22 protein-coding genes are annotated in these 21,457 nt (G+C 66.6%); 12 read left to right on the top strand and 10 right to left on the bottom strand.

Annotated elements, in window-relative coordinates:
• Nucleotides 1-14: 14 nt before the first annotated feature.
• Both ACJ8FR_RS09225 and ACJ8FR_RS09220 read right to left on the bottom strand, forming a co-directional pair.
• A complete protein-coding gene (locus ACJ8FR_RS09225) occupies nucleotides 15-1,940 on the bottom strand; it encodes a TonB-dependent siderophore receptor (RefSeq protein WP_407828340.1) in 1,926 nt (641 codons plus the stop codon).
• 137 nt (nucleotides 1,941-2,077) lie between these two features.
• Nucleotides 2,078-2,809 carry a LytTR family DNA-binding domain-containing protein gene (locus ACJ8FR_RS09220; protein ID WP_407828339.1) on the bottom strand — a complete coding sequence of 244 codons (732 nt, stop codon included), beginning with the start codon at nucleotides 2,807-2,809 and terminating at the stop codon, nucleotides 2,078-2,080.
• Nucleotides 2,810-2,884: 75 nt separating this feature from the next.
• Between ACJ8FR_RS09220 and ACJ8FR_RS09215 the strand changes: the two genes are divergently transcribed.
• Nucleotides 2,885-3,262 carry a histidine triad nucleotide-binding protein gene (locus ACJ8FR_RS09215; RefSeq protein WP_407828338.1) on the top strand — a complete coding sequence of 126 codons (378 nt, stop codon included), beginning with the start codon at nucleotides 2,885-2,887 and terminating at the stop codon, nucleotides 3,260-3,262.
• A 99-nt stretch (nucleotides 3,263-3,361) separates the two neighbouring features.
• Nucleotides 3,362-4,963 carry an amino acid permease gene (locus tag ACJ8FR_RS09210; protein ID WP_407828337.1) on the top strand — a complete coding sequence of 534 codons (1,602 nt, stop codon included), beginning with the start codon at nucleotides 3,362-3,364 and terminating at the stop codon, nucleotides 4,961-4,963.
• Here ACJ8FR_RS09210 and ACJ8FR_RS09205 read toward each other — a convergent pair.
• Nucleotides 4,960-5,955 (bottom strand): adenosine kinase, encoded by a 996-nt coding sequence (locus tag ACJ8FR_RS09205; protein ID WP_407828336.1) that lies wholly within the window; start codon nucleotides 5,953-5,955, stop codon nucleotides 4,960-4,962. The genes ACJ8FR_RS09210 and ACJ8FR_RS09205 overlap by 4 nt on opposite strands.
• A gap of 96 nt (nucleotides 5,956-6,051) precedes the next feature.
• Between ACJ8FR_RS09205 and ACJ8FR_RS09200 the strand changes: the two genes are divergently transcribed.
• Nucleotides 6,052-6,402, top strand: coding sequence for a hypothetical protein (locus tag ACJ8FR_RS09200; protein WP_407828335.1), 351 nt, complete (start codon nucleotides 6,052-6,054; stop codon nucleotides 6,400-6,402).
• Here ACJ8FR_RS09200 and queG read toward each other — a convergent pair.
• Nucleotides 6,363-7,451, bottom strand: coding sequence for a tRNA epoxyqueuosine(34) reductase QueG (queG, locus tag ACJ8FR_RS09195; RefSeq protein WP_407828334.1), 1,089 nt, complete (start codon nucleotides 7,449-7,451; stop codon nucleotides 6,363-6,365). The two genes, ACJ8FR_RS09200 and queG, sit on opposite strands and share 40 nt — an antisense overlap.
• 29 nt (nucleotides 7,452-7,480) lie before the next feature.
• Between queG and ACJ8FR_RS09190 the strand changes: the two genes are divergently transcribed.
• On the top strand, nucleotides 7,481-8,437 hold the full coding sequence (locus tag ACJ8FR_RS09190; protein ID WP_407828333.1) for an ABC transporter ATP-binding protein: 957 nt from the start codon (nucleotides 7,481-7,483) through the stop codon (nucleotides 8,435-8,437).
• Nucleotides 8,434-9,633, top strand: a complete 1,200-nt coding sequence (locus tag ACJ8FR_RS09185; RefSeq protein WP_407828332.1) for an ABC transporter permease — start codon at nucleotides 8,434-8,436, stop codon at nucleotides 9,631-9,633. Before ACJ8FR_RS09190 ends, ACJ8FR_RS09185 begins: the two co-directional genes overlap by 4 nt.
• On the opposite strand, the gene ACJ8FR_RS09180 is transcribed toward ACJ8FR_RS09185, so the two are convergent.
• On the bottom strand, nucleotides 9,630-10,376 hold the full coding sequence (locus tag ACJ8FR_RS09180) for an isocitrate lyase/phosphoenolpyruvate mutase family protein (RefSeq protein WP_407828331.1): 747 nt from the start codon (nucleotides 10,374-10,376) through the stop codon (nucleotides 9,630-9,632). The two genes, ACJ8FR_RS09185 and ACJ8FR_RS09180, sit on opposite strands and share 4 nt — an antisense overlap.
• Before the next feature lie 85 nt (nucleotides 10,377-10,461).
• Nucleotides 10,462-11,205 (bottom strand): isocitrate lyase/phosphoenolpyruvate mutase family protein, encoded by a 744-nt coding sequence (locus tag ACJ8FR_RS09175; protein ID WP_407828330.1) that lies wholly within the window; start codon nucleotides 11,203-11,205, stop codon nucleotides 10,462-10,464.
• Nucleotides 11,206-11,259: 54 nt separating this feature from the next.
• Between ACJ8FR_RS09175 and ACJ8FR_RS09170 the strand changes: the two genes are divergently transcribed.
• The 5 genes from ACJ8FR_RS09170 to ACJ8FR_RS09150 all read left to right on the top strand — a co-directional run bounded on the left by ACJ8FR_RS09170 (nucleotide 11,260) and on the right by ACJ8FR_RS09150 (nucleotide 15,250).
• A complete protein-coding gene (locus tag ACJ8FR_RS09170) occupies nucleotides 11,260-12,273 on the top strand; it encodes a sensor histidine kinase (RefSeq protein WP_407828329.1) in 1,014 nt (337 codons plus the stop codon).
• Nucleotides 12,274-12,304: 31 nt separating this feature from the next.
• Nucleotides 12,305-12,997: a phosphate regulon transcriptional regulator PhoB gene (gene phoB, locus ACJ8FR_RS09165; RefSeq protein ID WP_407828328.1), complete on the top strand. Its 693-nt coding sequence runs from the start codon at nucleotides 12,305-12,307 to the stop codon at nucleotides 12,995-12,997.
• A 145-nt stretch (nucleotides 12,998-13,142) separates the two neighbouring features.
• Entirely contained in the window at nucleotides 13,143-13,784 is a 642-nt protein-coding gene (locus ACJ8FR_RS09160) for a DUF47 domain-containing protein (RefSeq protein WP_407828327.1), read from the top strand.
• On the top strand, nucleotides 13,784-14,797 hold the full coding sequence (locus ACJ8FR_RS09155; protein ID WP_407828326.1) for an anion permease: 1,014 nt from the start codon (nucleotides 13,784-13,786) through the stop codon (nucleotides 14,795-14,797). The genes ACJ8FR_RS09160 and ACJ8FR_RS09155 overlap by 1 nt, the downstream gene beginning before the upstream one ends.
• A gap of 96 nt (nucleotides 14,798-14,893) precedes the next feature.
• On the top strand, nucleotides 14,894-15,250 hold the full coding sequence (locus ACJ8FR_RS09150) for a hypothetical protein (protein WP_407828325.1): 357 nt from the start codon (nucleotides 14,894-14,896) through the stop codon (nucleotides 15,248-15,250).
• 10 nt (nucleotides 15,251-15,260) lie between these two features.
• Here ACJ8FR_RS09150 and ACJ8FR_RS09145 read toward each other — a convergent pair whose 3' ends face one another.
• The gene (locus tag ACJ8FR_RS09145; protein ID WP_407828324.1) at nucleotides 15,261-15,701 is read right to left on the bottom strand and encodes a hypothetical protein; all 441 of its coding nucleotides are present in this window, start codon (nucleotides 15,699-15,701) and stop codon (nucleotides 15,261-15,263) included.
• A gap of 90 nt (nucleotides 15,702-15,791) precedes the next feature.
• Between ACJ8FR_RS09145 and ACJ8FR_RS09140 the strand changes: the two genes are divergently transcribed.
• On the top strand, nucleotides 15,792-16,457 hold the full coding sequence (locus ACJ8FR_RS09140) for a DUF2490 domain-containing protein (RefSeq protein WP_407828323.1): 666 nt from the start codon (nucleotides 15,792-15,794) through the stop codon (nucleotides 16,455-16,457).
• 55 nt (nucleotides 16,458-16,512) lie between these two features.
• On the opposite strand, the gene ACJ8FR_RS09135 is transcribed toward ACJ8FR_RS09140, so the two are convergent.
• The 3 genes from ACJ8FR_RS09135 to ACJ8FR_RS09125 all read right to left on the bottom strand — a co-directional run bounded on the left by ACJ8FR_RS09135 (nucleotide 16,513) and on the right by ACJ8FR_RS09125 (nucleotide 18,822).
• Nucleotides 16,513-16,842, bottom strand: coding sequence for a hypothetical protein (locus ACJ8FR_RS09135; protein WP_407828322.1), 330 nt, complete (start codon nucleotides 16,840-16,842; stop codon nucleotides 16,513-16,515).
• Between the two features lie 106 nt (nucleotides 16,843-16,948).
• The gene (locus tag ACJ8FR_RS09130; RefSeq protein WP_407828321.1) at nucleotides 16,949-17,752 is read right to left on the bottom strand and encodes a LytR/AlgR family response regulator transcription factor; all 804 of its coding nucleotides are present in this window, start codon (nucleotides 17,750-17,752) and stop codon (nucleotides 16,949-16,951) included.
• Complete coding sequence (locus ACJ8FR_RS09125; RefSeq protein WP_407828383.1) at nucleotides 17,752-18,822, bottom strand: sensor histidine kinase; 1,071 nt, start codon at nucleotides 18,820-18,822, stop codon at nucleotides 17,752-17,754. Before ACJ8FR_RS09125 ends, ACJ8FR_RS09130 begins: the two co-directional genes overlap by 1 nt.
• A 276-nt stretch (nucleotides 18,823-19,098) precedes the next feature.
• On the opposite strand from ACJ8FR_RS09125, the gene ACJ8FR_RS09120 reads away from it, so the two are divergent.
• Nucleotides 19,099-21,432: a putative bifunctional diguanylate cyclase/phosphodiesterase gene (locus ACJ8FR_RS09120; protein WP_407828320.1), complete on the top strand. Its 2,334-nt coding sequence runs from the start codon at nucleotides 19,099-19,101 to the stop codon at nucleotides 21,430-21,432.
• The last annotated feature ends 25 nt before the right edge of the window (nucleotides 21,433-21,457 follow it).

Below are 21,457 nucleotides of genomic sequence, written 5' to 3'. Positions count from 1 at the left end.
GAATATTCCGTAAGTCACATGTCGATGGTCAGATAGCCCAGCGCATAACGTCCGGACATGCGCCAATAATTTCCGGCGCCGTTCAGCCCATATCCGAGTGTGTCGAAGAGATTGCTGACCTGGAGGCGCAGGGTCGCGCTTCGGCTGGCCAGCCGGAACCGGTAATGGGTCCCGACGTCGACTTGGGTCCGCGGTGGGACAAAGACCAGATTGTCGGTCGTCGCGGGGATCTTTCCACGGACGTGGATCGCGGCGTCGAATGCGACGCCGTTCAATCTCGCCGGGCGCCAGTCCGCGTTGATGCTGAAATCGTGATCTGGAAGCCCGACCGGCTTCGACCCGATCACGCCCACCACCGAATCGTCCTTCACCACCTGGGGGCGAAGGACGACTCCGCCGGCAACCAGATCGAGGCCGGGCAGCAGCGAGCCCGAGACCGAGAATTCAACGCCCCGGCTACGCGTCGTCCCGACCATGGTGAAGACGTTCCCGGCTTCATATCCGAAATAGGGCCGCGAGAGGTCGAATGCGCCGACCACCACCTTCAGGCCGCTCCCCAGGCTGAAGCGAAGACCCGCATCCTTCTGCCGTGTCAGGATGACCGGCAAGGGTTGGTTGCGGTTGGCGGCATTCCCAGGGGCGACCCCGCTTTCCTCCAGCCCCCGGGCGTAGCCCGCATAGGCAATCAGCGACGAGCTGAGGTTGACCGCGGCATTGGCGTTGTAAAGCCAGGGGCTGGAACTGAGCTCCGCTGTCGGGACTTCCGGGATCGCGGTCGTCTTGCGAAAGATCGCACGCGACAGCCCGATGCCGACCTGGCCGCGGCCTTTCCACGACGCCGAATATGCGACGCCATAAGTCAGCTGGCGCACACGATCATGGCTGAGCTCGCCGAATTGGAAGTCCGGCTTCGGGGTGATGACCTTTTCGCCGATCCGGCCCGGTCCGGTGTCGATGACATCGCCCCCGCCAAACTCGCGATGCGCATCGCGTCCGCGGATGCTGAGATGGATGACGTGTTGCCGCGGCCCTTCCGAGATCGCGTGCGTCAGCCTGAACTCGCCGCTCAGTGACCGGCGCTCGGTCGGCGGATCGGCAATCGTGATGCGTTCACCGGTGCCATCCGCCTGCTCGGCGAAGATATTGGTGAATCCCCGCTTGCGGTTCGCACCCGAACGGAACAGCCCCAGCCGTAGCCGCCAGTCCTGGCCGAGGTCCAGTGACGACAGCAGCCCGGTGTTGGTCCCCGTGTAGCGGATCCTGGACCAGTCGGGTCCCTCGTAGCGGCGGGCTGCGGCAAACCTCGGCAGGAACGGACCGGTCGGGACATAATTGATGCTCGCAAGGTCACCATAATCGTTGAACACCGACACGAACGGGACGACCTCGACGCTGCCCGCCCGCCAATCCGCGATCAGGCTCTGGCCGGTGGTCCAGGCATGGGTGCCGTCGCCATATTGAACGCGGTTGCCGGTCAGTCCGTAGCCGAGGCTCAGGTTCGGGGTCAGCGGAACGGAGCCGTCCAGCTCGACGCCGCCGCCGCCAAGCTCGTCGAAATTGGCGATCAGTGATCCGCCGGGCTTTGCGATGGGCTTGCGCAACAGCTGATCGACGATCCCGCTCGGCGCGGCGAAGGGATAGCCTTGGGCCGACAGGCCGACCCGGATGCTGGTCGAAGAGACGAGGGCGTCGGGCAGGCCCTCCGCCGGATCGAAATACAGCCCGTCGATCCGCACGTTGCCGGCGTCGGTGGGTGAAAAACCGCGTGCGTTGCCGGCGCTGTAGATCCCGATCGACTCGCGGCCCGTGCTGAAGCCGAATCCGTCCTCGGCTTGGGTGACGACATTGTCGCCCGACCGGCCTTGTGCATGCGCGCCCGTCGGAAAGCAGGACGCGGCCACCAGCAGTCCTGCGGCGCCGGCGCGCACGGATCGTCCCATCGAAAGCCTCGCTCGGTTTGCTTGCGCCGGCTCCTCGGAAGGGTTCGGCGGTTCACTGCCGCGATCGGCAGCAACCTCCGATCCGGGCCAGGCTCAACGAATTTGGGACGAAGTGGCGAAAGCCTTAGAGTCGAACCCTAGGGTCGAAGGTCCGTTGCGTAACGGCTGCCGACCGGCAGGTCTTTCCCGGCGACGCGGACCCGTCGGTCGCCGTTGGATCCCATGACCGCCTGCACGCGCCTTCGGTTGACGAGGAAGCGGCGGTGAATGCGAAGGAACCCGCGCGCGCCCAGTTCGCGCTCGGCGGCGCGCATGGTCATTCGCAGCAGCAGAACCCGGCCGCCGAGGTGAACCTCGACATAATTATCGGCAGCTTCAATCCAGTCGATCGATTCGGCCATTCCACCAAGCGCGACCGGGACAGCCGCGGGTGGCCGCCGAAGCACCGCTTTCCGGGTCAACGCCAGCAGCAAGACCGTGACGCCAATCGCCGGAAGGCGCCGCATGATCAGCAGCCCGAGACGCCCGCTCGTATCGCCGACGCAGAAATTCACCGCATATTCGAGCGCGACGGAAAATGCGGCGATGCCAAGCACCAGGCCAAAAAGGACACGGGGCCGGTGAAGTGTCGCAATGCCTCGCGGCTGCTTTGACCATTCGAACAGGGCGAACCACGGCACCACGGCGATCGCCGACCAGGTCAGGCTGCCCGACCAGCTGCCCGTGATGCCCGAGCGCAGCAGCTGGTAACCGTGGCAATAAGCGGCGCCGAGGAACCATACGGCCAATCCGCTGCTGAGCAGCGCGGTGCCGCGAACGGGCTCGAAGAAAAATCGTCCCAGGTTCAAGCGCGGCGCGATGCTGGCCATGGCGCGAGATTATCCGGCGTCGGAGCGCGGCACAATCGCTTGACGGAGCGCACGCACGCGCCACACTTCGGTCCCATGCCCATCGACGCCACTCAGCCCTATGACGACAGCAACATCTTCGCGCGCATTCTCCGCGGCGAAATCCCGTCCACGAAGATCTACGAGGACGATTACGCGCTCGCATTTCCCGACATCAATCCCGCGGCCCCGACCCACATCCTGGTGATCCCCAGGGGCCCCTACGTTTCGTGGGACGATTTCTCGGCCAGGGCGTCGGACGCGGAGATCGCCGGGTTCGTCCGCGCGGTCGGCAATGTCGCGCGCGCCGCGGGCGTGGTGACCAGCGGCTACCGCCTGCTCGCGAACGCTGGTCCCGACTCGCACCAGGAGGTGCCGCACCTCCACGTCCACATCTTCGGCGGACGGCCGCTCGGACCCATGCTGGCGCGTTAGGCGTTCATGTTCGAGCCAAGATTGCGCGTGGAAAGAGGGATTGCCCTTGGCCCTCCAGCCGTTAGGGTCGCGCGGCGAACCGATGGATAGGGGAGAATGATGGCAACTGCAGCAGAGCGCGGGGGCCTTCTCGGCCGGGTCAAATCGCTGGATGCAATCCTTGCAACCGCGGAGAAGAAGGGCCTGCATCGCTCGCTCGGCGCATTCCAGCTGACGCTGCTGGGCATCGGCGCGGTCATCGGCACCGGGATTTTCGTGCTCACCGCCGAGGCCGCCCAAAAGGCTGGGCCGGCGATGATGATCAGCTTCGTCATCGCGGGCACCGTCTGCGCGGTTGCGGCTTTGTGCTATTCGGAGCTCGCCTCGATGGTCCCGGTCGCCGGCTCCGCCTACACCTACACTTATGCCGTCATGGGCGAGCTGTTCGCGTGGATGGTCGGCTGGGCGCTGATCCTCGAATATGCGATCGGCGCAAGCGCGGTCGCGGTCGGCTGGTCGGGCTATTTCGTCGGGCTGATGAAAAGCTGGGGGATCATCGTTCCCGCTTCGCTCGCCGCGGGCCCGTTCGGCGGCGGCGTGTTCAACCTGCCCGCCGCGGTGATTTCGGGCCTCGTGACCGTCCTGCTCATCATCGGCACCAAGGAGAGCGCGCGGTTCAACGCGATCCTCGTCCTGGTCAAGATCACCGCGCTCACCATCTTCTGCATCCTCACTTTGCCGATCCTCAAGGGCAGTCACTTCACGCCGTTCATCCCCAACGGGTGGGGCACCTATGGCGTGGTCGGCGCCGCGGCCTCGATCTTCTTCGCTTATGTCGGCTTCGACGCGGTCTCGACCGCGGCCGAGGAGACCAGGAACCCGCAGCGCAACGTTCCGATCGGCCTCATCGGCTCGCTTGGCATCTGCACGATCTTCTACCTGCTGGTCGCGGCCGGGGCGATCGGCGCCATGGGCGCCCAGCCGGTTCGCGACGCGCTCGGCCATCCGTTCCCGCCGGGCAGCATCGAATTGACCAACCAGTGTAAGGCCATCGTCGCACAGGGCGTGACGCAGCCCCTGGTCTGCTCGCGTGAGGCGCTCGCCCATGTGCTGCGCACCGTCGGCTATCAGCGGATCGGCGACCTCATGGGCATCGCCGCGTTCATCGCGCTGCCGTCAGTCGTGCTGATGATGATGTTCGGCCAGACCCGCATCTTCTTCGTCATGGCCCGCGACGGCCTCCTTCCGGACAAGCTCGCTTCGGTGCACCCGAAGTTCCACACCCCGCACGTCGTAACCGCGGTGACCGGCGTCGGCGTGATGCTCGCCGCCGCCTTCCTCCCGGTCGGGAAGCTCGCCGATTATTCCAACTCGGGCACCCTGTTCGCGTTCATGATGGTGGCGATCTCGGTGATGGTGCTGCGCCGCACCGACCCCGGCCGGAAGCGCCCGTTCAGGACTCCCGCCGTCGGGATTATCGCGCCTGTCGCCATCCTCGGCTGCATCGCGCTCTACGTGATGCTCCCGCCGGTTGCGATCCTCGTTCTCCCGGTGTGGGGCGCGGTGGGGTTGCTGCTCTACTTCGGCTATTCGCGCAGCCGAAGCCATGTCGGCCGCGGCATCTTCGACGTGCCCGAACTGGCGGCCGACGCACCTGGCTCAGTCGGCGTTGCGCCGCTGCCAGGGGCTCCTGCGCCAGGCAATCCTGAAGAGCGCGGCTAAGCCGCTAATTCTCCAGCAAGCGCCCTGAGGTCCGCCTCGGGGCGCGCGCCATAATGCTGGATCACCTCGGCGGCGCAGATCGCCCCCAATCGCAGTGACTGGACAAGGGTCTTGCCGGTCGCTTCGCCGTACAGGAATCCGGCCGCGAACAGGTCGCCGGCGCCGGTCGTGTCGACGACCTTGTCGACCGGCTCGGCGGGAACGTCGGCGCGCTCGCCTCCGCGGACCGCCAGCGCCCCGGCCGCGCCGCGAGTCACGACCAGCGTCTCGACCTTGGGCGCAATCGCGGCCACCGCCGTCTCGAGGTGCGGGACGCCGGCCATCGCGAGGATCTCGGCTTCATTCGCGAACAATATGTCGATCCGCGCCTCGTCGATCAGCGCGGTGAAGCCTTCGCGGTGCCGGTCGACGCAGAACAAATCGGACAGGCTGAACGCGACCTTCCGCCGGGCCTCGCGGGCGACTTCAATTGCCCGGACCATCGCGTTGCGCGCCGTCTCCGGGTCCCACAAATAGCCCTCGAGATAGAGGATGCCCGACGAGCGGATTTGCTCCTCGTCCAGCACGTCGACCGCAAGCTCCTGCGCGGCACCGAGGAAGGTGTTCATCGTCCGGTGCCCGTCGGGTGTGACGAGGATCATCGATCGCGCCGTGGGCACGCCGACGTCCACGGGCGGCGTCGAGAATTCGACCCCCGCGGCGGTGAGGTCGTGGCGGTAGAAGCCGCCGAGCTGGTCGGGCGCGACCTGGCCGATGAAGCCCGCGCGGCCGCCCAGCGCGGCGATTCCCGCGGCGGTGTTGCCGGCGCATCCGCCGCTGACCTCTCGCGCCGGCCGCATATGGTCGTAAAGTCGTTCGGCCTCCTCGGCGTCGACCAGGCGCATCGAATCCTTGGTCAGCCCTTCCTGCGCCAGGAACTCGTCGGTGGCATTGGCGATCACGTCGACGATGGCATTGCCGATGCACAGGACATCGAGGCGCGGTTCGGGCATCGGAAACTCCGGATGGAATGGGAAAGGGCGCGCCTAGCGGGCGGTTCGGCGCGCGGCAACATTGCCTCGGCGCGCGACACCATGCATCGTTCGCTCATGCGCCGCTTCCTTGCCCTTTGCCTGATCCTGTTCGCCGCCGCCTGCGCGCCGCGGCCCCAGCAGCCGGCGCCCGCGCCCGCCGCGCCCGTCCAGCCCCAGCAGCGGCAGAGCAGCCTCTACGGCCTCACCGCGCAGGAGCTGGTCGGTCATTTCGGCAAGCCCGCGCTGCAGATCCGCGAAGGCACCAGCGTCAAGCTCCAGTTCCGCGGCCCCCGCTGCGTGCTCGACGCCTATCTCTATCCGTCCCGCGACGCCCAGATGCGCGTGACTTATGTCGATACGCGCAGCCCGTCCGGCGCCGACATGAATCAGGCGGCCTGCATCCTCGAGCTCGAAACGCCGGGCTGAGCGAGCGCCCACTCGGCCGCTTCGGCGATCACCGGATCTGGGTCGGCGAGGTGCGGCTCGATCGCCGCGCTCAGTGCAGAATCGCCGCTGTTGCCCGCCGCGATCAGGCAGTTGCGGATCATCCGGGCACGCCCGATCCGCTTGATTGGAGACCCGGCGAACATCTCGCGGAACGCAGCATCGTCGAGCGCGAGCAGGTCGGCGAGCTTCGGCGCAGCCAGTTCCGCGCGCGGCAGGAACGCGCGGTTCGCCGCGGCCGCGTCGGCGAAGCGGTTCCACGGGCATACCGCCAGGCAATCGTCGCAGCCATAGATCCGGTTGCCCATCGCGGTCCGGAACTCGACCGGGATCGCGCCGTCATGCTCGATCGTCAGGTACGAGATGCAGCGCCGCGCGTCGATCCGGTGCGGCCCGATGAACGCCTGCGTCGGACAGGCGTCGAGGCAGCGCGTGCACGATCCGCAATGCTGGCCGTGGTCCGCCGGCGCGTCGGGTGTCAGCTCGAGACTTGTCAGGATCACGCCGAGAAACAGCCAGCTGCCATGTTCGCGGCTGACGAGGTTGGTGTGCTTGCCCTGCCAGCCGATCCCCGCCGCCTGTGCGAGCGGCTTTTCCATCACCGGCGCCGTATCGACGAACACCTTGAGCTCGCTCGGGACCTGCTCGACGATGAACCGGGCGAGCGCCTTCAGCGCCTTCTTGACCGTCTTGTGATAGTCGCCGCCCTGCGCATAGACCGAGATCCGGCCGACCTCCGGCTGTCCGGCCAGCGCCAGCGGATCGGAAGCCGGCGCATAGCTCATGCCGAGCGGGATCGCCGACTTGGCCTCCGGCCACAGCGCGAGCGGCGACACCCGATGATCCGCGCGCGCCTCCATCCAGCCCATCGTCCCGTGGTGCCCGGCCTCGAGCCACCGCCGGAGGTCGAGTCCGGCGCGGTCGGCCGCGTCGGCGCGCGTGAAGCCGCACGCGGCAAAGCCCAGCCGCTCCGCTTGCGCCCTTATTGCTTCCTCAAGGCTTTGGCCTTTATGCACGGCGCGCCTGTACACCGGCCGCGACCGTTTTCGTAGGAATTTCAGTGCTTCGACAGGTCCCATCCGCAGCATCCGAAGCGCTCGCCGTCGAGGCTGTCGACCTCGTCAAGGACTTCAACGAAACCCGCGCCGTCGACGGCGTCAGCCTGTCCGTCCCGGCGGGCTCGATCTACGGCCTGCTCGGCCCCAACGGCGCCGGCAAGACGACGATCCTGCGCATGCTCCTGGGCATCATCGACCCGTCGAGCGGCCGCCGCGTCGTGCTCGGCCGCGAGCGCCCGCTCGAGGCGGCGCGCGAGATCGGCTACCTTCCCGAGGAGCGCGGGCTCTATCCTTCGATGCACGCGCGCGAGGCGATCGCCTTCATGGGCGCGCTGCGCGGCCTGCCGCTGGCCGAAGGCCGCCGCCGCGCCGATGCGCTGCTCGCCGAGCACAATCTCTCCGACTGGGCGAAGAAGCCGATCCGCACCCTGTCGAAGGGCATGGCGCAGACCGTCCAGTTGCTCGGAACGATCATCCACAAGCCGCGGCTGATCATCCTCGACGAGCCTTTCGCGGGTCTCGATGCGATCAACCAGGCGCGGCTGGAGGAAATGATCCGCCGCGAGGCGCGCGCCGGCGCGACCATCATCTTCTCGACCCATGTCATCGCCCATGCCGAGCGCCTGTGCGAGGAGATCGCGATCATCGCTAAGGGCAGGCTCGCGTTCGACGGCCGAGTCGACGAGGCGCGCGCGCGGCTCCGTCCGATCGTCCGCCTGCGCACCCGCGCGAGCGACGGCGCCTGGCGTTCCGCCATCCCGGCGGACGCGCGCCGCGAGGGCGACGAATTTGTGTTCGAGCTTCCGCCCGGCGGTCCCGAGCCGCTGCTCAAGGCGCTGATCGACGGCGCCGCTGGGATCGAGACGCTCGCCATCGAGCGCCCCGGGCTCCATGACGCGTTCGTCGCCATCGCCGGCGCGGGCGCCGCGGCGGCAATGGGGCAGGAGAAGCCGCAATGATGCGCTTCCTCCGCTCGGCCTTCGTCATCGCCAGGCGCGACTTCACCGCGACCGTGCTGTCGAAGACCTTCATCTTCTTCCTGCTCGGCCCGCTGTTCCCGCTGCTGTTCGGCGGGGTCTTCGCCGGGATTGGGAACAACATCGCCAACCAGGCCGAGCGGCCGGTGGTCGCGGTCGTCGCGCCAAGGGCCGAGTTCGACCGGCTCGCCGCGGCGCGCGGGCAGCTTGCCGACGCGCTCGGCGACCAGGCGCTGGTTCAGCTGGTCAACTATCCGCCCGGGCCCGACTTGAGGGCGCAGGAGAAAAAGCTGCTGGCGACGCGGCTCCCGCCGGTGCGCGCGGTGTTGAGCGGCAGCCTCGACCATCCGCATTTGACCGGCGCGCTGGCCCAGGACCCGGGCACGCTCGGGCAGCTCAAGCTGATGCTCGCCACCGCCCGGTCGCGTGGCGCGGGGCCCGTGCCCGACGTTTCCGTGACCAACGTTAGCGCCTCGACGGGCACCGACGTCCGCGACCGCGCGCTCACCGCCCAGGTCGCGCAGGTCGCCTTGTTCCTGCTGACCCTGATGCTCTCGACCATGGTGCTGTCGCAGCTGATCGAGGAGAAATCGAACAAGATCATCGAGGTGATCGCCGCCGCGATCCCGATCGACGCGATGTTCGTCGGCAAGCTGTTCGCGATGCTCTCGGCATCGGTCCTCGGCCTCGTCGTATGGATCGGCGCCGGCGCGCTCTTGGTCCAGCTGGTCAAGCACGGCGGGGTCGCGACCCTGCCGGTGCCGGCAGTCGGCTGGCCGGTCTTCCTCGCGCTCGGCATCATCTATTTCGCGATGAACTATCTGCTGTTCGGCGCGGCGTTCCTGATGATCGGCGCGCAGGCGTCGACCGCGCGCGAAGTCCAGACCATGTCGATGCCGGTGACCTTCGCCCAGGTGCTGATCTTCGGCTTCGCTTCGACCGCGATCGGCGCGCCCGATTCGGTCAAGGGCCTCGCCGCGTCGATTTTCCCGCTGTCCTCCCCGATGGCGATGCTCGCCCGTGCCGCGCAGGAGCCGGCAATCTGGCCGCACGTCGCGGCGATCGCCTGGCAGGCGGTGTGGGTCGCGCTCATCCTGCGCGTCGGCGCGCAACTGTTCCGCAAGACGGTGCTGAAGTCGGGCCCGCGCGTGCCGTGGTGGAAGTTCGGCCGCGCCTAGCCGATCGCCGCGCGCGCCGCGCCGGTCAACCACTCCTGCATCGCCATGTACGGGAACGGGCCGTGGCTGACGCGCGCGATTCCGGCCCGCACCCATTCGGCGCGGCTCGGTCCGTTCGGCAAGTGCATGGCGTTGATCGGGATCTCCACCGCCTTGCTAATGCGTTCGACCAGCGAAAGGTCGGCGAGGCCCGGAATGAAGAACCCATTGGCGCCGGCGGCCGCATAAGCCTTGCCGCGTTCGATCGCCGCGTCGGCCAGCGCCGAGTCATGCTCGGCGGCGGGCGCTTTCAGGAACAAATCGGTGCGCAGATTGAGGAAGAATCCGTCGCCGACTCCGGCGCGCAACGCGAAAATCCGCTCGGCCTGGTCGACGATGCCGTACAAGTGATCGGTCCCGACCACCTGGTCCTCGAAATTGCAGCCGATTGCCCCGGTCTCGGCGAGGCGCCGGCCGTTCGCCGTCAGCCCGCCCGGGTCGGTTGCATAGCCGCCTTCGAAATCGATCGTGACCGGAAGCTCGACCGCGCTGACGATCCGGCTGGCGTTGCCGAGCACCCAGTCGAGCGGCACCTCCTCGCCGTCACCGAAGCCGTTGGCCATGGAGACCGAGGCACTGCCGGTCGCGATGGCGCTTGCGCCGGATTTCGCGACTGCTGCCGCACTGCCCGCGTCCCAGGCGTTGAACAGCACCAGCGGGTCGCCGGGCACGTGAAGTTTCGCGAAATCCTCGAACTTGCTCATGACGGCCACGGCCTCCTTTTCGAGCAAGTCCTTTGGCGCGGCGCGCGGATTTGGGCTTCTAAAATCTTGCGCTCAACACCCAAGCTCAGCTTATCGCTTCGTGCGCCATCTCGGTCAGCGTCTTCATCAGCGCGCGGTGCGGGAACGGGCCGTGGCTGATCCGCGCGACGCCGGCATCGGCCCACAGCTTCTTGTCGGGCGCGCCGGGGAAGGCGATGACGTTCAAGGGCAGCGGCACCTCGCGCACCACGCGCTCGATCTGCGCCGGATCGGCGAGGCGCGGCACGAAGAAGCCGCTCGCCCCGGCGTCGGCGAAGGCTTTCCCGCGCTCGACCACCTGGCCGACCAGCGCATCGTCATAGGTCTGGGTCTTGAGGAACAAATCGGTGCGCGCGTTGAGATAGAATTGATCGCCCACCGCCCGCCGGATCGCGGCGATGCGCTTCACCTGCACCTCCAGCGGATGGAGTCCTTCTCCGCCGATCACCTGATCCTCGAAATTGCACCCGACCGCGCCGGTCGCCTTGAGCTCGCCGACATTGGCCGCGCCGATTTCGGGGTCGTCCGAATACGCGCCTTCGAAGTCGACCGTCACCGGCAGCTCGACCGCTTCGACGATCCGCCTGGCGTTGGCCAGCGCGAAGTCGATCGGCACTTTCTGCCCGTCCGGCCAGCCGTTGGCGTCCGCCACCGGGTGGCTTCCCGTCGCCAGCGCCTTGGCGCCCGCCGCCACCACCGCGAGCGCGCTGCCGACGTCCCAGATATTGTACAGGATCACCGGGTTGCCGGGCACGTGGAGCGCGGCGAACGTCTCGAACTTGCTGGCCATGGCCGTCCCCTAGTTGCTGGCCTTTGACCGCACAACTGATCTAATCCCTGCGCGATGTCCGACATGACACTCAACTCACCGGCACTTCTCGAAGGGCTCAGCGAGGCCGCGATCATCCTCGACGGCGGCCAGGTGGTGGCCGCCAATGCGGCCGCGCGCGAGTTGCTCGGCGAGTCGATCGACGGCGCCGCGCTTCATGAGGTGGTCAGCCATCCGGCCGCGCTCGCCGCTCTTGAAAGCGCTTCCGAAGCCGCGGAAGACGTTGAGCTGACCGGGCTCGGTGGCTCGCGGCGCCATTGGCTGATGCGCAGTGCGGTGCTGCCGGGCGGGGCGTGGCTGATCCGCTTCGTCGACCGGAGCGAGGCGCGCGCCGCCGAGCAGATGCGCGTGGATTTCGTCGCCAACGCGAGCCATGAGCTGAGGACGCCGCTGTCGACCCTGATCGGCTACACGGAAACGCTGCGCGAGCAGGCCGATGAGATCGAGCCGGCGACTCGCGAGCGCTTCCTCTCGGTCGTGCACGACGAAGCGCGGCGCATGCAGCGCGTCGTCGAAGACCTGATCTCGCTGTCGCGCATCGAGGCGGAGAAGTTCACCGCACCGACCGAAGCGATCGACCTCGAGCCTTTGATCGAGCAAGCCGCTGGCAGCGCGGGGCGCATGGCGGAGGAACGCAGCTCGGCCATCGTCCGAAGGGTCGAAGCCAACCTCCCGCCGATCGCCGCCGACCGCGGGCAGATCCTTCAGCTGCTCGACAACCTCATCGCCAACGCGCTGCGCTACGGGGAGGCGGGGACCCCGGTCACGGTCGCGGCGCAAGCGGCAGGGCCGATGGTCCATCTTTCCGTTGCCGACGAGGGCGAAGGCATCGCTCCGGAGCATATCGCGCGCGTCACCGAGCGCTTCTATCGGGTGGATACCAGCCGCAGCCGGTCGCTTGGCGGCACCGGCCTTGGCCTCTCGATCGTCAAGCATATTGTCGAACGCCATCGCGGCCGGCTCAGCATCGACAGCGAGGTGGGCGTCGGCACAACCATTCACGTGCTTGTGCCCGTGGCGGTTTCATAAAAGTGTCACCGTGCCGTCGTAGCAGGTTGGAGTGACCAAGCCCGCCCTTCTGTTGGTCGAGGATGATCGCGCGCTCGCGGACCTGTTGATGTGGCACTTCGATCGGGAGGGCTACGACATCGTCCGTACCGCGGACGGCGACGAAGCGCTGCTTCTGGCCGAAGAACGCACTCCGGATCTGGTGATCCTCGACTGGATGATCGAGGGCGTCAGCGGGATCGAGGTGTGCCGGCGGCTGCGCCGCCGTCCGAACACCGCGCATGTGCCGATCATCATGCTGACCGCGCGGGGCGAGGAGAGCGACCGCATTCGCGGGCTCCAGACCGGCGCCGACGATTATGTGACCAAGCCGTTCAGCCCGCGCGAGCTGCTCGCCCGCGTCGGCGCGGTGCTGCGCCGCGTGCGGCCGGCGCTCGCCGGTGAGGTGCTGGCCTACGGCGACATCGAAATGGACGTCGACGCGCATCGCGTGCGCCGGGCCGGCCGGTCGGTGCAGCTCGGCCCGACCGAGTTTCGCCTCCTCAGGCACCTCATACAAAGTCCGGGCCGGGTGTTCTCGCGCGCCCAGCTGCTCGACGCCGTCTGGCCGCGCGACCGCGACATCGACGCCCGGACCGTCGACGTTCACGTCCGGCGCTTGCGCAAGGCGCTCAACGAAGGCGGCCAGGAGGATGTCGTTCGCACGGTCCGCTCGGCCGGCTATTCGCTCGATGCGGAAGATTGAGCCGAGTCTTATTTCTGTAACGGGAACGTCCGCCGGGCGTAACCGAAGCGTCGCAATAGCTGATGGAGAATGGCGTTTGCCCGCGATCGTTGCCGATGCGAGCGGCGTCGGCTAACCGCGCGGCGGCAATTTGTGGGGGTCATCGATGTTTGGTTGGTTTCAACGTCTGCTGCCCCGCAAGGGCGACTTCTTCGGCATGTTCGAGGCCCATGCCGCGACGCTGGTGCAAGCATCGGACGCGCTCAAACGGCTTGCTCACGACGGCGCTTCGACGTCCGAGATCCTGCAGGTCATCCGCGATCGTGAGCACGACGCCGACGAGGTGATCCGGCAGGTGCTGAGGGAAGTCAGGAAGACATTCCTCGCGCCGTTTGACCGCGGCGCCATTACCTCGCTGATCGTGGCGATGGACGACACTATCGACGAGATGCTCGCGACCGCGCGCGCGATCGACCTGTACGAGTTGCACGAGCTGCGGCCGGAAATGAAGCAGATCGTCGACTTGATTGCCGCGGCGGCGGCGCTCACCGAGCAAGCTCTGCCCTTGCTGCGCAACGTCGGCGCGAATGGCGCGATGTTGCACGAGCTCACGGGCAGGGTCGTCGACCTCGAAGGCCAGGCCGACGAGATTCATGCCCAGGGGCTGAAGCGCGCCTTCCAGACCGCTCGCCAGGACCCGCTTCAGTTCGCAGTCGCCCGCGAGGTGTTCAAGAATCTCGAGAAGGTGATGGACGCCTTTGAGGACGTGGCCAATGAGATCGACGGCCTCGTGATCGATCACTCCTGATGCATGAAATTGCGCTGCCGCTTCTGGTTGGGCTCATCGTCGTCGCGCTCGCGTTCGATTTTCTCAACGGCCTTCACGACGCGGCGAATTCCATCGCGACGGTGGTCGCCACCCGGCTGTTGAGCCCGGCTACGGCAGTCGCATTCGCCGCTTTCTTCAATTTCGCCGCTTACTTCCTGGCTCTCCAGTGGCCGCAACTGCACAAGGTCGCGGATACGATTGGCAAGGGGCTGATCGACAAGGACCTCGTGACTCCCGCCGTGGTCTTCGCGGCGCTGGTCGGCGCGATGTTCTGGAATGTCGTGACTTGGCTGAAGGGGATTCCGTCATCGTCGAGCCATGCGTTGGTCGGCGGAATCGTCGGCGCCGGCGTCGCCCACGCCGGCCTGCCCGCCATTCAGTGGGCTGGCCTCAACAAGACCCTGATCGCGATCGTCTTGTCGCCCACGCTTGGAATGATCCTCACCATGCTCATCATGCTGGCGACGAGCTGGCTTGGCGTTCGCGCGACCGCGAGCGGTTCGGAGCGGACGTTTCGCGGCCTGCACCTCGTTTCGGCAGGCGCTTACTCGCTCGGCCACGGCCTCAACGATGCCCAGAAGACGATGGGCATCATCACCGTCCTGCTTTATTCGACGGGCTTTCTCCACGGCGGCTTTCATGTGCCGAACTGGGTGGCGCTCAGCTGCTATGCGGCCATGGGCGTCGGTACGCTGACCGGAGGCTGGCGCATCATCGAGACGATGGGAACGCGCATCACCAGGCTGTCGCAGCACCAGGCCTTTTCGGCGTCGGCGGGTGGATCGGCGATGCTGTTCGCGGCGTCATATTACGGCATCCCGGTTTCGACGACGCATACGATTACCGGCTGCGTGATCGGCGCCGGCGCCGCGCGACGGGCATCGGCGGTCCGCTGGGGGGTCGCGGGAAATGTGATGATCGCCTGGCTCATCACTATCCCGGCATCGGCCACGGTCGGAGCCTTGTTCTACGGGCTGACGACATTCTTCTAGGCGCAGGCTGCCCGCTGTCGCGGCGCCTCATTTGGTGAAAATAAGGGATTGGGGTTACACTCTCCTGTTTTGTCACTGATGGTGCCCATGAAGGCCATGATTTTACCGGCCGTCGCGGCTGCAGCGCTCATTGCTTCTGCTCCCGCGATCGCCCAGCCCGCGCCGTCCAACGATCCCGCGCCGGGCTACACCTCGCTTCTAAATTCCAATTATTCGACCGCGGAGCGCGAGATCCGCTCGGCCAACGTGTCGCCGTACGATCCGGCGCGATCGATCAACCTCGGGATTGCCCTCGCCAAGCAGGGTCGCCGCGCCGACGCCGCCACTCAATTCAACAGCGTCCTTCTCGAAGAGGATGTCGAGATGGTCATGGCCAATCGCCAGACCGCCATGTCGCACGATGTCGCGAGGCGGGCCCTGGCGGCGCTCGATGGCGGAGTGCTCAGCCGCTGATCACGGCAGGCTAGACGAGCCGGGGCGCGCTGCGCGTCGGCGTATCCGATGAGATTGTGAGCTCCGCTCCGCGGCGCTCGATCACGGTCTCGCGCGCGTCGGTGACCAGCTGCACGCGCACGACGCTGAACACGCCTGCGGCGCTTCGCTCGACGGAAACCCTCGCCTGGCAGCCGCCGCTGCCGGCGCCGAGGTGCCCTGCGGCGACGCGCGCCGCTTCCGCCGCATCGCCCTCACTGACGCCCGCATCGAGCAACAGGCGCGCGAGGCCTCGGCCCTCGGGCAATCGCAGCTTGAGCTGGAACTGAACCGCGAGCTTCGGGACCATTGAGCCCGCGGCCGCGGGCGCGTTCAGGAAGATCGCATGTTCGGCCGCGCTTGCCGCGCCCGGCAGCGCGAGCGACAAACCTGCCGCAACGGCGGTCCATACAACGGTGGCGCGAAGCATCATGACGTGAAGGCTAGTGGCCGATTGATTCGGTTCCGCGCCGCTTTTGTTGCGCTTTTGTGACAGTCGCCTAACAGGGGGCCGGTGAGGCGGGTGGCACTTTCATTGGCGGCGATCGGGACTTTAGGGGCGAGCACCGCCGCCCGGGCAAGTACCGACGCGCAGCTCTGGGCCGGGGTATCGGCGACGGTGAAACTCTCGGCCAAGTGGCGCTTGTCGCAAGATGCGTTCGTGCGGTTCAGCGATAACCGAAACGGGCTCTATGAGTTCGAGTCCAACACGTTGGTCGGCTTTCGCCTCAGCAAGGTGACGACGCTGTGGGCTGGCTACACGCACGACCCGCAATATGCCGCCGGCCACTTCACGACGATGGAGCGGCGTGCGCGCGAGCAGGTCACGTTCGACAATTTCGCGGCGCTTGGTCCGGGCAAGCTCAGCGGCCGGATCCGGTTCGAAGAGCGCTGGCGGGAGGGTGTCGGCGGCACCGGATGGCGCATTCGGCCCTATCTTAAATACTCGCTTCCGCTGCGCGGCAAAGTCGCGCTCAACCTCAGCACCGAGCCGTTCTTTGATTTGAACACGACCGGCTTCCAGCGCACCCCCGGACTCGACCGGGTCCGCAACCTCGCGACCGTTTCAGTGCCCCTGTCGAAGCGCCTCACTGGTGAGGCGGGCTACATGAACCAGCACGGCTTCGTTCGCGGCGCGCCCGACACCAGCGACAATATCGCTTACTTCGCACTGAACTTCAGCGGGTAAGACGAGCGCCGCGCGGTGATCCGCGCGGACGCCCGTCGCCGACTGAACCGCGCGCTTAGTGGCTATAGGTGTCGATCACCTTGGTCACGGCATAGGTCGTCGGGTCGACCTCGTAGAGATAGCCGTTATTGTAGACGTAGCGCATGTCAGATCCGAGCTTGTAATAGGTGACGACCGGTTGCGGGACGTCGCTCACCGCCGTGTAGCTGTACTTCGGGCCGAACACATAGCCGACTGCATAGGGCGCGGGCTGCTCGCCCTTGACCCGATGCATCGACACGCAAACGCCATTGTCCCATTTGACGCAGACGTAGGTCTTGGCCGGTGCCGGCGCCGCGGACAGCGCGGCCGCCGCGATCGACAGCGTGAATAGAGCCTTCCACATGCGATTTTCTCCCTTCGATGGATTAGCCGACTCCGGCCGGTCAACGATTGGTGCGGCGAGGGGTTTCACCAAAGGCGGGGCCGCACCTTGGGGCATGGGCTCAGATTTAATGAACGAACCTCGCGACCACGTCGCGGTATGACCGCGAGACCTTCACCTGGGCGCCCGAATCGAGCACCAGGAAGCATTCGCCGTTGGTGTGCGGCTTGACCTGCCGGACGAGGTCGAGGTTGACGATCGTCGAGCGGTGGACCCGCTGGAAGCGGCGCGGGTCGAGCCGCTTTTCGAGATCCTTCATCGTCTCGCGCAGGATCAGCGTGTTGTCGCCCGTCTGGATGCACATGTAATCGCCGGCGGCGTCGATCCGCTCGATCGTGTCGACGTCGACGCGGAAGATCTGCCCCTGGTCCTTGATGTTGATCATCTTCTCGTAACGATTCGCGGCGTGACCCTCGGGCGAGGCGTCGGCGAGCTCTTCCGCTGCTTCGGGCGCATGTTGCTCGAGCGCCTCCTTGAGCCGCTCGGCCTCCTCGGCGCTGCGCTTCTCGCCCAGCCGCTGGCGCACGCGGTCCATCGTTTCGGCAAGCCTGTCCTCGTCGACCGGCTTCATCAGATAATCGACCGCCTGTGCGTCGAACGCGCGCAGCGCATGCTCGTCAAAAGCGGTGACGAACACGAACAACGGCGGCTCGACGTCCATCAGCCCCTGGATCACGGAAAAGCCGTCGAAGCCCGGCATCTGGATGTCGAGGAAGACGAGGTCGGGCTTGTGGGTCTTGATCTGGCGGATCGCCTCGCGCCCGTTGGCCGCGGTGCCGACGATCTCGACGTCGTCGAACGCCTGAAGCCGCAACTGCAGGCCCTGGGTAGCTAAAGGTTCGTCGTCGACCAGAACGGTCCGGATGCTCATTAGGCGTGGTCTCCGCTTTCAAAGGGAATTTCGACGATAACGCTAAAGCCGCCCCGGTCGTTCTGTCTGGTCTCGAAACGATGCGTCCCGCCATAGGCCTGCGACAGCCGGTCGCGAATGTTCGCCAGGCCGACGCCGGTCGACGGCGTGGCAACCATTTCCGCCCCCTCGCCATTGCCGTTGTCGGCGACTTCGATCCGCACCGCTTGGCCTTCGCGCTTGGCGGTGATCCAGATGTCGGCGCCGTTCTCGGCTGGCGTCACCGCATATTTGATCGCATTTTCGATCAGCGGCTGGAGCAGCAGCGACGGCAGCCGCGCCCCGATCGTTTCGGATTCGATCTTGAAGTGCGGCCTCAGCCGGTCCTCGAACCGCATCTTCTCGATCTCGAGGTACAGCTTCAGCGTCTCCACCTCCTGCGCCAGAGTCACCTTCGCGGTCGGCTCGTTCGCCAGCGTGTAACGCAGGAAGGACGACAGCCGCGCAAGCATCGCATTGGCGCGCTCGGTCTGCTTCAGCAGCACCAGGGTCGAGATCGAATTCAGCGTATTGAACAGGAAGTGCGGGTTCAGCTGGTAGCGCAGCATCGCCAGCTGCGCGGTCGAGGCTTGGCCCTCGAGCATCTCGCGCTGGCGGATTTCGTCCTCCAGCAGCAGGAAATAATTGATCCCGTAGTAAAGTGCGGTCCACGCCGCGAGCAGCGAGAAATTGAGCAGGATCGCGCCGAAATACTCGATCCCCACGGGCCTTGCCCCGGGATGGACGAAGGTCGCATTGCTCCACGTCTCGATCACCGAGAAGGCCGAGGACGCGAAGGCGACCGCCAGCAGCGACAGGACCAGCGTCCAGATCGGCTGCATCCGGATCAACCGCCGGAACAGCGACGCCATCAGCAGCGTCAGCGAATAGCCGGTGGCGGTCAGCAGCAAAGTGTGGACCAGCCACATCCACCCGCGCGCGTTGGCGAAGCCGGACACGCTGCGGAGGAAGAAATAGCCGCTCCAGCCGATCGACTGGAGGATCCAGAAGGCGCGGTTCTTGTCGTCGAAGAACGGCCGGTCGAGCCCCATGCCGCGCGCGATCGGCTCGGCGGGTGACAGGATCTTGGGCATTTCGGACGCGCGCCGAGGCGTTCCGGCTCGCCGCTCGAGGGTCGCGCTCTTGGTCGCCATCGGCGAGGGATATAGAGCCGCCCCGCCGCTTATGCGAGCGCCGCCCCGATCCCGGCCGTTTTTTAACGCCCGTTATTAACCCGCTGGTGATCTCCGCGCTCACACCCTCGATCTCTTAACTCTGCTTCAACTCTCTTTGCTTAAGCGTGCTGCAGGACGTGGAACGGCGGGCGGATGTACGAGGCTCCAGATCGTTACAAAAGACTGATCTCTGCGCGCCTTCCCGGCGGGGAATCGGCTGGCGTCGCCGCGCATGAAGCGGAGGACGAAAGCTCCCCGCTGCGCGACGTGCAGCTCATTTCGCGCGCCCAGCTCGCGCCTTTCTTTGCCGCCGCCAACGTCGTCGCCGCGCTGATCCTCGTCGCGACCATGTGGGGCGATGTCCCGCCGATCTGGATTCTGGCCTGGGCCGGCGCCGTCGGGATCGTCAATTTTGGCCTGATGCAGCTCGCCCGGACCCAGTCGATCACCTGTGTCGGCCGCTCCGGCCACCGCGTCCCGGCCTGGCAGCTGGTCGGCGACGCTGCCCTGCGCGCCGTCACCTTTCTTGGCGTCCCGCTTTACTTCTTTCCTCAGCTCGATCCCGCGACCCAGGTCGTCACCGCATCGGTCATGGCCGGCCTCGCGGTTGGCGGCCTCGGACTGGTGGTGGTGCCGCAATGCGCGATGACCTGGATGGTGGCGTTCACCGCCGCGGTCGGCGGCGCCCTCGTGTTCAGCCGCCACACCGTGCCCTTCCAGCACATGCTGTCGATCCTGTTCACGCTCGGAGTTTCGATCACCGGCGTTATGACCGTCGCGCGCTGGGCGTTCCACCAGCTCAAGATGAATGCCGACGTCGGCAGCCAGAGCGAAAGCGCGGCGCTGCTGCTCCAGGAATATGAGCAGCGCGGCGTCGGCTGGCTGTGGGCGGTCGATGGCGACAACCGGGTCACCTACATCAGCTCGCGCATGACCGCGCTGCTCGGCCGTCCGGCAAACCAGCTGCTCGGCCATTCGTTTCCGGCCTTGCTCGGGGGCCATGCCGAGCTTGGCAAGGTGCTGCTCGAAAAGCAGCCGTTCATCGCGCTCGAGATGGAGCTTGGGACGCCGCGCGGCGCGCGCTGGATCTCGATGGCCGGAGATCCGATCATCGATATGGCCGGCCGTTTCGAAGGTTTCCGCGGCGTCGGCTCGGACATCACCGAGATCCGCCAGACGCAGGAGCGGCTGACCCACCTCGCCAATGTCGACGTCCTGTCCGGCCTGCCCAACCGCGGCCGAGTCCGCCAGCTGCTCGGCGAGGCGCTTCGCGGCGCCACCTCGGGCAATGTGCCGTGCGCCATCATGTTCCTCGACCTCGACGGCTTCAAGCCGGTCAACGACACCTTTGGCCACCCCAAGGGCGACGCCGTGCTCCGGGCCGTCGCCAAGCGGCTGGTCGACGAGGTCGCGGCCAACGGCACCGTCGGGCGCATGGGCGGCGACGAGTTCGCGATCGTCGTCAACGACGCGCAGAGCCGCAAGAAGGTCGAGCAGCTCGCCGACCGCATCATCGCGTCGATCAGGGAACCCTATATGATCGACCAGACCGAGATCCGCATCGGCGTCTCGATCGGTTGCGCGTTCGGCCCGATCGACGGCGCGACGGTCGACGACCTCATCCTCAAGGCCGACCTCGCCCTCTATCAAGCCAAGGACGCCGGCCGCGGCTGCGCGCGCTATTTCTCGTCCGAGCTGCAGTCGGTCCAGGAGGACCGCGTGCGCCTCGAAGGCGACCTGCGCAACGCGATCGCGGCCAAGCAATTCCACCTCGCCTTCCAGCCGCTGATCAACGCCAAGAGCCAGAAGCTGATCGGGTTCGAGGCGCTGATCCGCTGGAACCACCCGCAGCGCGGCCTGGTGCCGCCGAACGCGTTCATCCCCGTCGCCGAGGAGGCCGGGTTGATGCCCGCGCTCGGCGAATGGGTGATCGACGAAGCGTGCCGCGCCGCCGGGACCTGGCCCGAGCCGATCACCGTCGCCCTCAACATCAGCCCCAAGCAGATCCAGCCCGGCCTGCCCAATCTCGTCAGCGAGGCGCTCTCCCGCTACAAGCTGCCCGGCAACCGCATCGAGCTCGAGGTGACCGAGGGCGTGTTCCTCGGCGACAACGGTTCGACCCTCGATGTGCTGAAACGTCTGCGCACGCTCGGCGTCGGCATCGCGCTTGACGATTTCGGAACCGGCTATTCGTCGATCGGCTATTTGAACAAGGCGATCTTCCACAAATTGAAGATCGACGGCAGCTTCGTCCGCGAGGCCGGCTCGCGGCCGGAGAATGTCGCGATCATCCAGTCGATCGTTCAGCTCGCCAAGAGCTTCCGCATGTCGATCACCGCGGAAGGGGTCGAGACCGCCGAGGACTTCGAGCGGATGCGCGATCTCGGCTGCGACACCATCCAGGGCTATCTGTTCGGCAAGCCGCTGACCTACGAGCGCGCCAATCAGATGGTGATGGGCCTCGGCGCCAAGCGCATGGCGGGTTGATCGCCCGGCGCTGTTCGGGATTTAC

It is taken from the genome of Sphingomonas sp., assembly GCF_045810705.1.
Lineage (GTDB): Bacteria > Pseudomonadota > Alphaproteobacteria > Sphingomonadales > Sphingomonadaceae > Sphingomicrobium.
The sequence above is the reverse complement of the archived record's forward strand: the minus strand, read 5'-3'. Positions and strand labels throughout refer to the sequence as shown.

Coding starts and splice junctions, on each gene's coding strand:
- ACJ8FR_RS09225 (WP_407828340.1), bottom strand. CDS start 1,940: ATGGGACGATCCGTGCGCGCCGGCGCCGCAGGACTGCTGGTGGCCGCG.
- ACJ8FR_RS09220 (WP_407828339.1), bottom strand. CDS start 2,809: ATGGCCAGCATCGCGCCGCGCTTGAACCTGGGACGATTTTTCTTCGAG.
- ACJ8FR_RS09215 (WP_407828338.1), top strand. CDS start 2,885: ATGCCCATCGACGCCACTCAGCCCTATGACGACAGCAACATCTTCGCG.
- ACJ8FR_RS09210 (WP_407828337.1), top strand. CDS start 3,362: ATGGCAACTGCAGCAGAGCGCGGGGGCCTTCTCGGCCGGGTCAAATCG.
- ACJ8FR_RS09205 (WP_407828336.1), bottom strand. CDS start 5,955: ATGCCCGAACCGCGCCTCGATGTCCTGTGCATCGGCAATGCCATCGTC.
- ACJ8FR_RS09200 (WP_407828335.1), top strand. CDS start 6,052: ATGCGCCGCTTCCTTGCCCTTTGCCTGATCCTGTTCGCCGCCGCCTGC.
- ACJ8FR_RS09185 (WP_407828332.1), top strand. CDS start 8,434: ATGATGCGCTTCCTCCGCTCGGCCTTCGTCATCGCCAGGCGCGACTTC.
- ACJ8FR_RS09180 (WP_407828331.1), bottom strand. CDS start 10,376: ATGAGCAAGTTCGAGGATTTCGCGAAACTTCACGTGCCCGGCGACCCG.
- ACJ8FR_RS09175 (WP_407828330.1), bottom strand. CDS start 11,205: ATGGCCAGCAAGTTCGAGACGTTCGCCGCGCTCCACGTGCCCGGCAAC.
- ACJ8FR_RS09170 (WP_407828329.1), top strand. CDS start 11,260: ATGTCCGACATGACACTCAACTCACCGGCACTTCTCGAAGGGCTCAGC.
- ACJ8FR_RS09160 (WP_407828327.1), top strand. CDS start 13,143: ATGTTTGGTTGGTTTCAACGTCTGCTGCCCCGCAAGGGCGACTTCTTC.
- ACJ8FR_RS09155 (WP_407828326.1), top strand. CDS start 13,784: ATGCATGAAATTGCGCTGCCGCTTCTGGTTGGGCTCATCGTCGTCGCG.
- ACJ8FR_RS09150 (WP_407828325.1), top strand. CDS start 14,894: ATGATTTTACCGGCCGTCGCGGCTGCAGCGCTCATTGCTTCTGCTCCC.
- ACJ8FR_RS09145 (WP_407828324.1), bottom strand. CDS start 15,701: ATGATGCTTCGCGCCACCGTTGTATGGACCGCCGTTGCGGCAGGTTTG.
- ACJ8FR_RS09135 (WP_407828322.1), bottom strand. CDS start 16,842: ATGTGGAAGGCTCTATTCACGCTGTCGATCGCGGCGGCCGCGCTGTCC.
- ACJ8FR_RS09130 (WP_407828321.1), bottom strand. CDS start 17,752: ATGAGCATCCGGACCGTTCTGGTCGACGACGAACCTTTAGCTACCCAG.
- ACJ8FR_RS09125 (WP_407828383.1), bottom strand. CDS start 18,822: ATGGGGCTCGACCGGCCGTTCTTCGACGACAAGAACCGCGCCTTCTGG.
- ACJ8FR_RS09120 (WP_407828320.1), top strand. CDS start 19,099: ATGTACGAGGCTCCAGATCGTTACAAAAGACTGATCTCTGCGCGCCTT.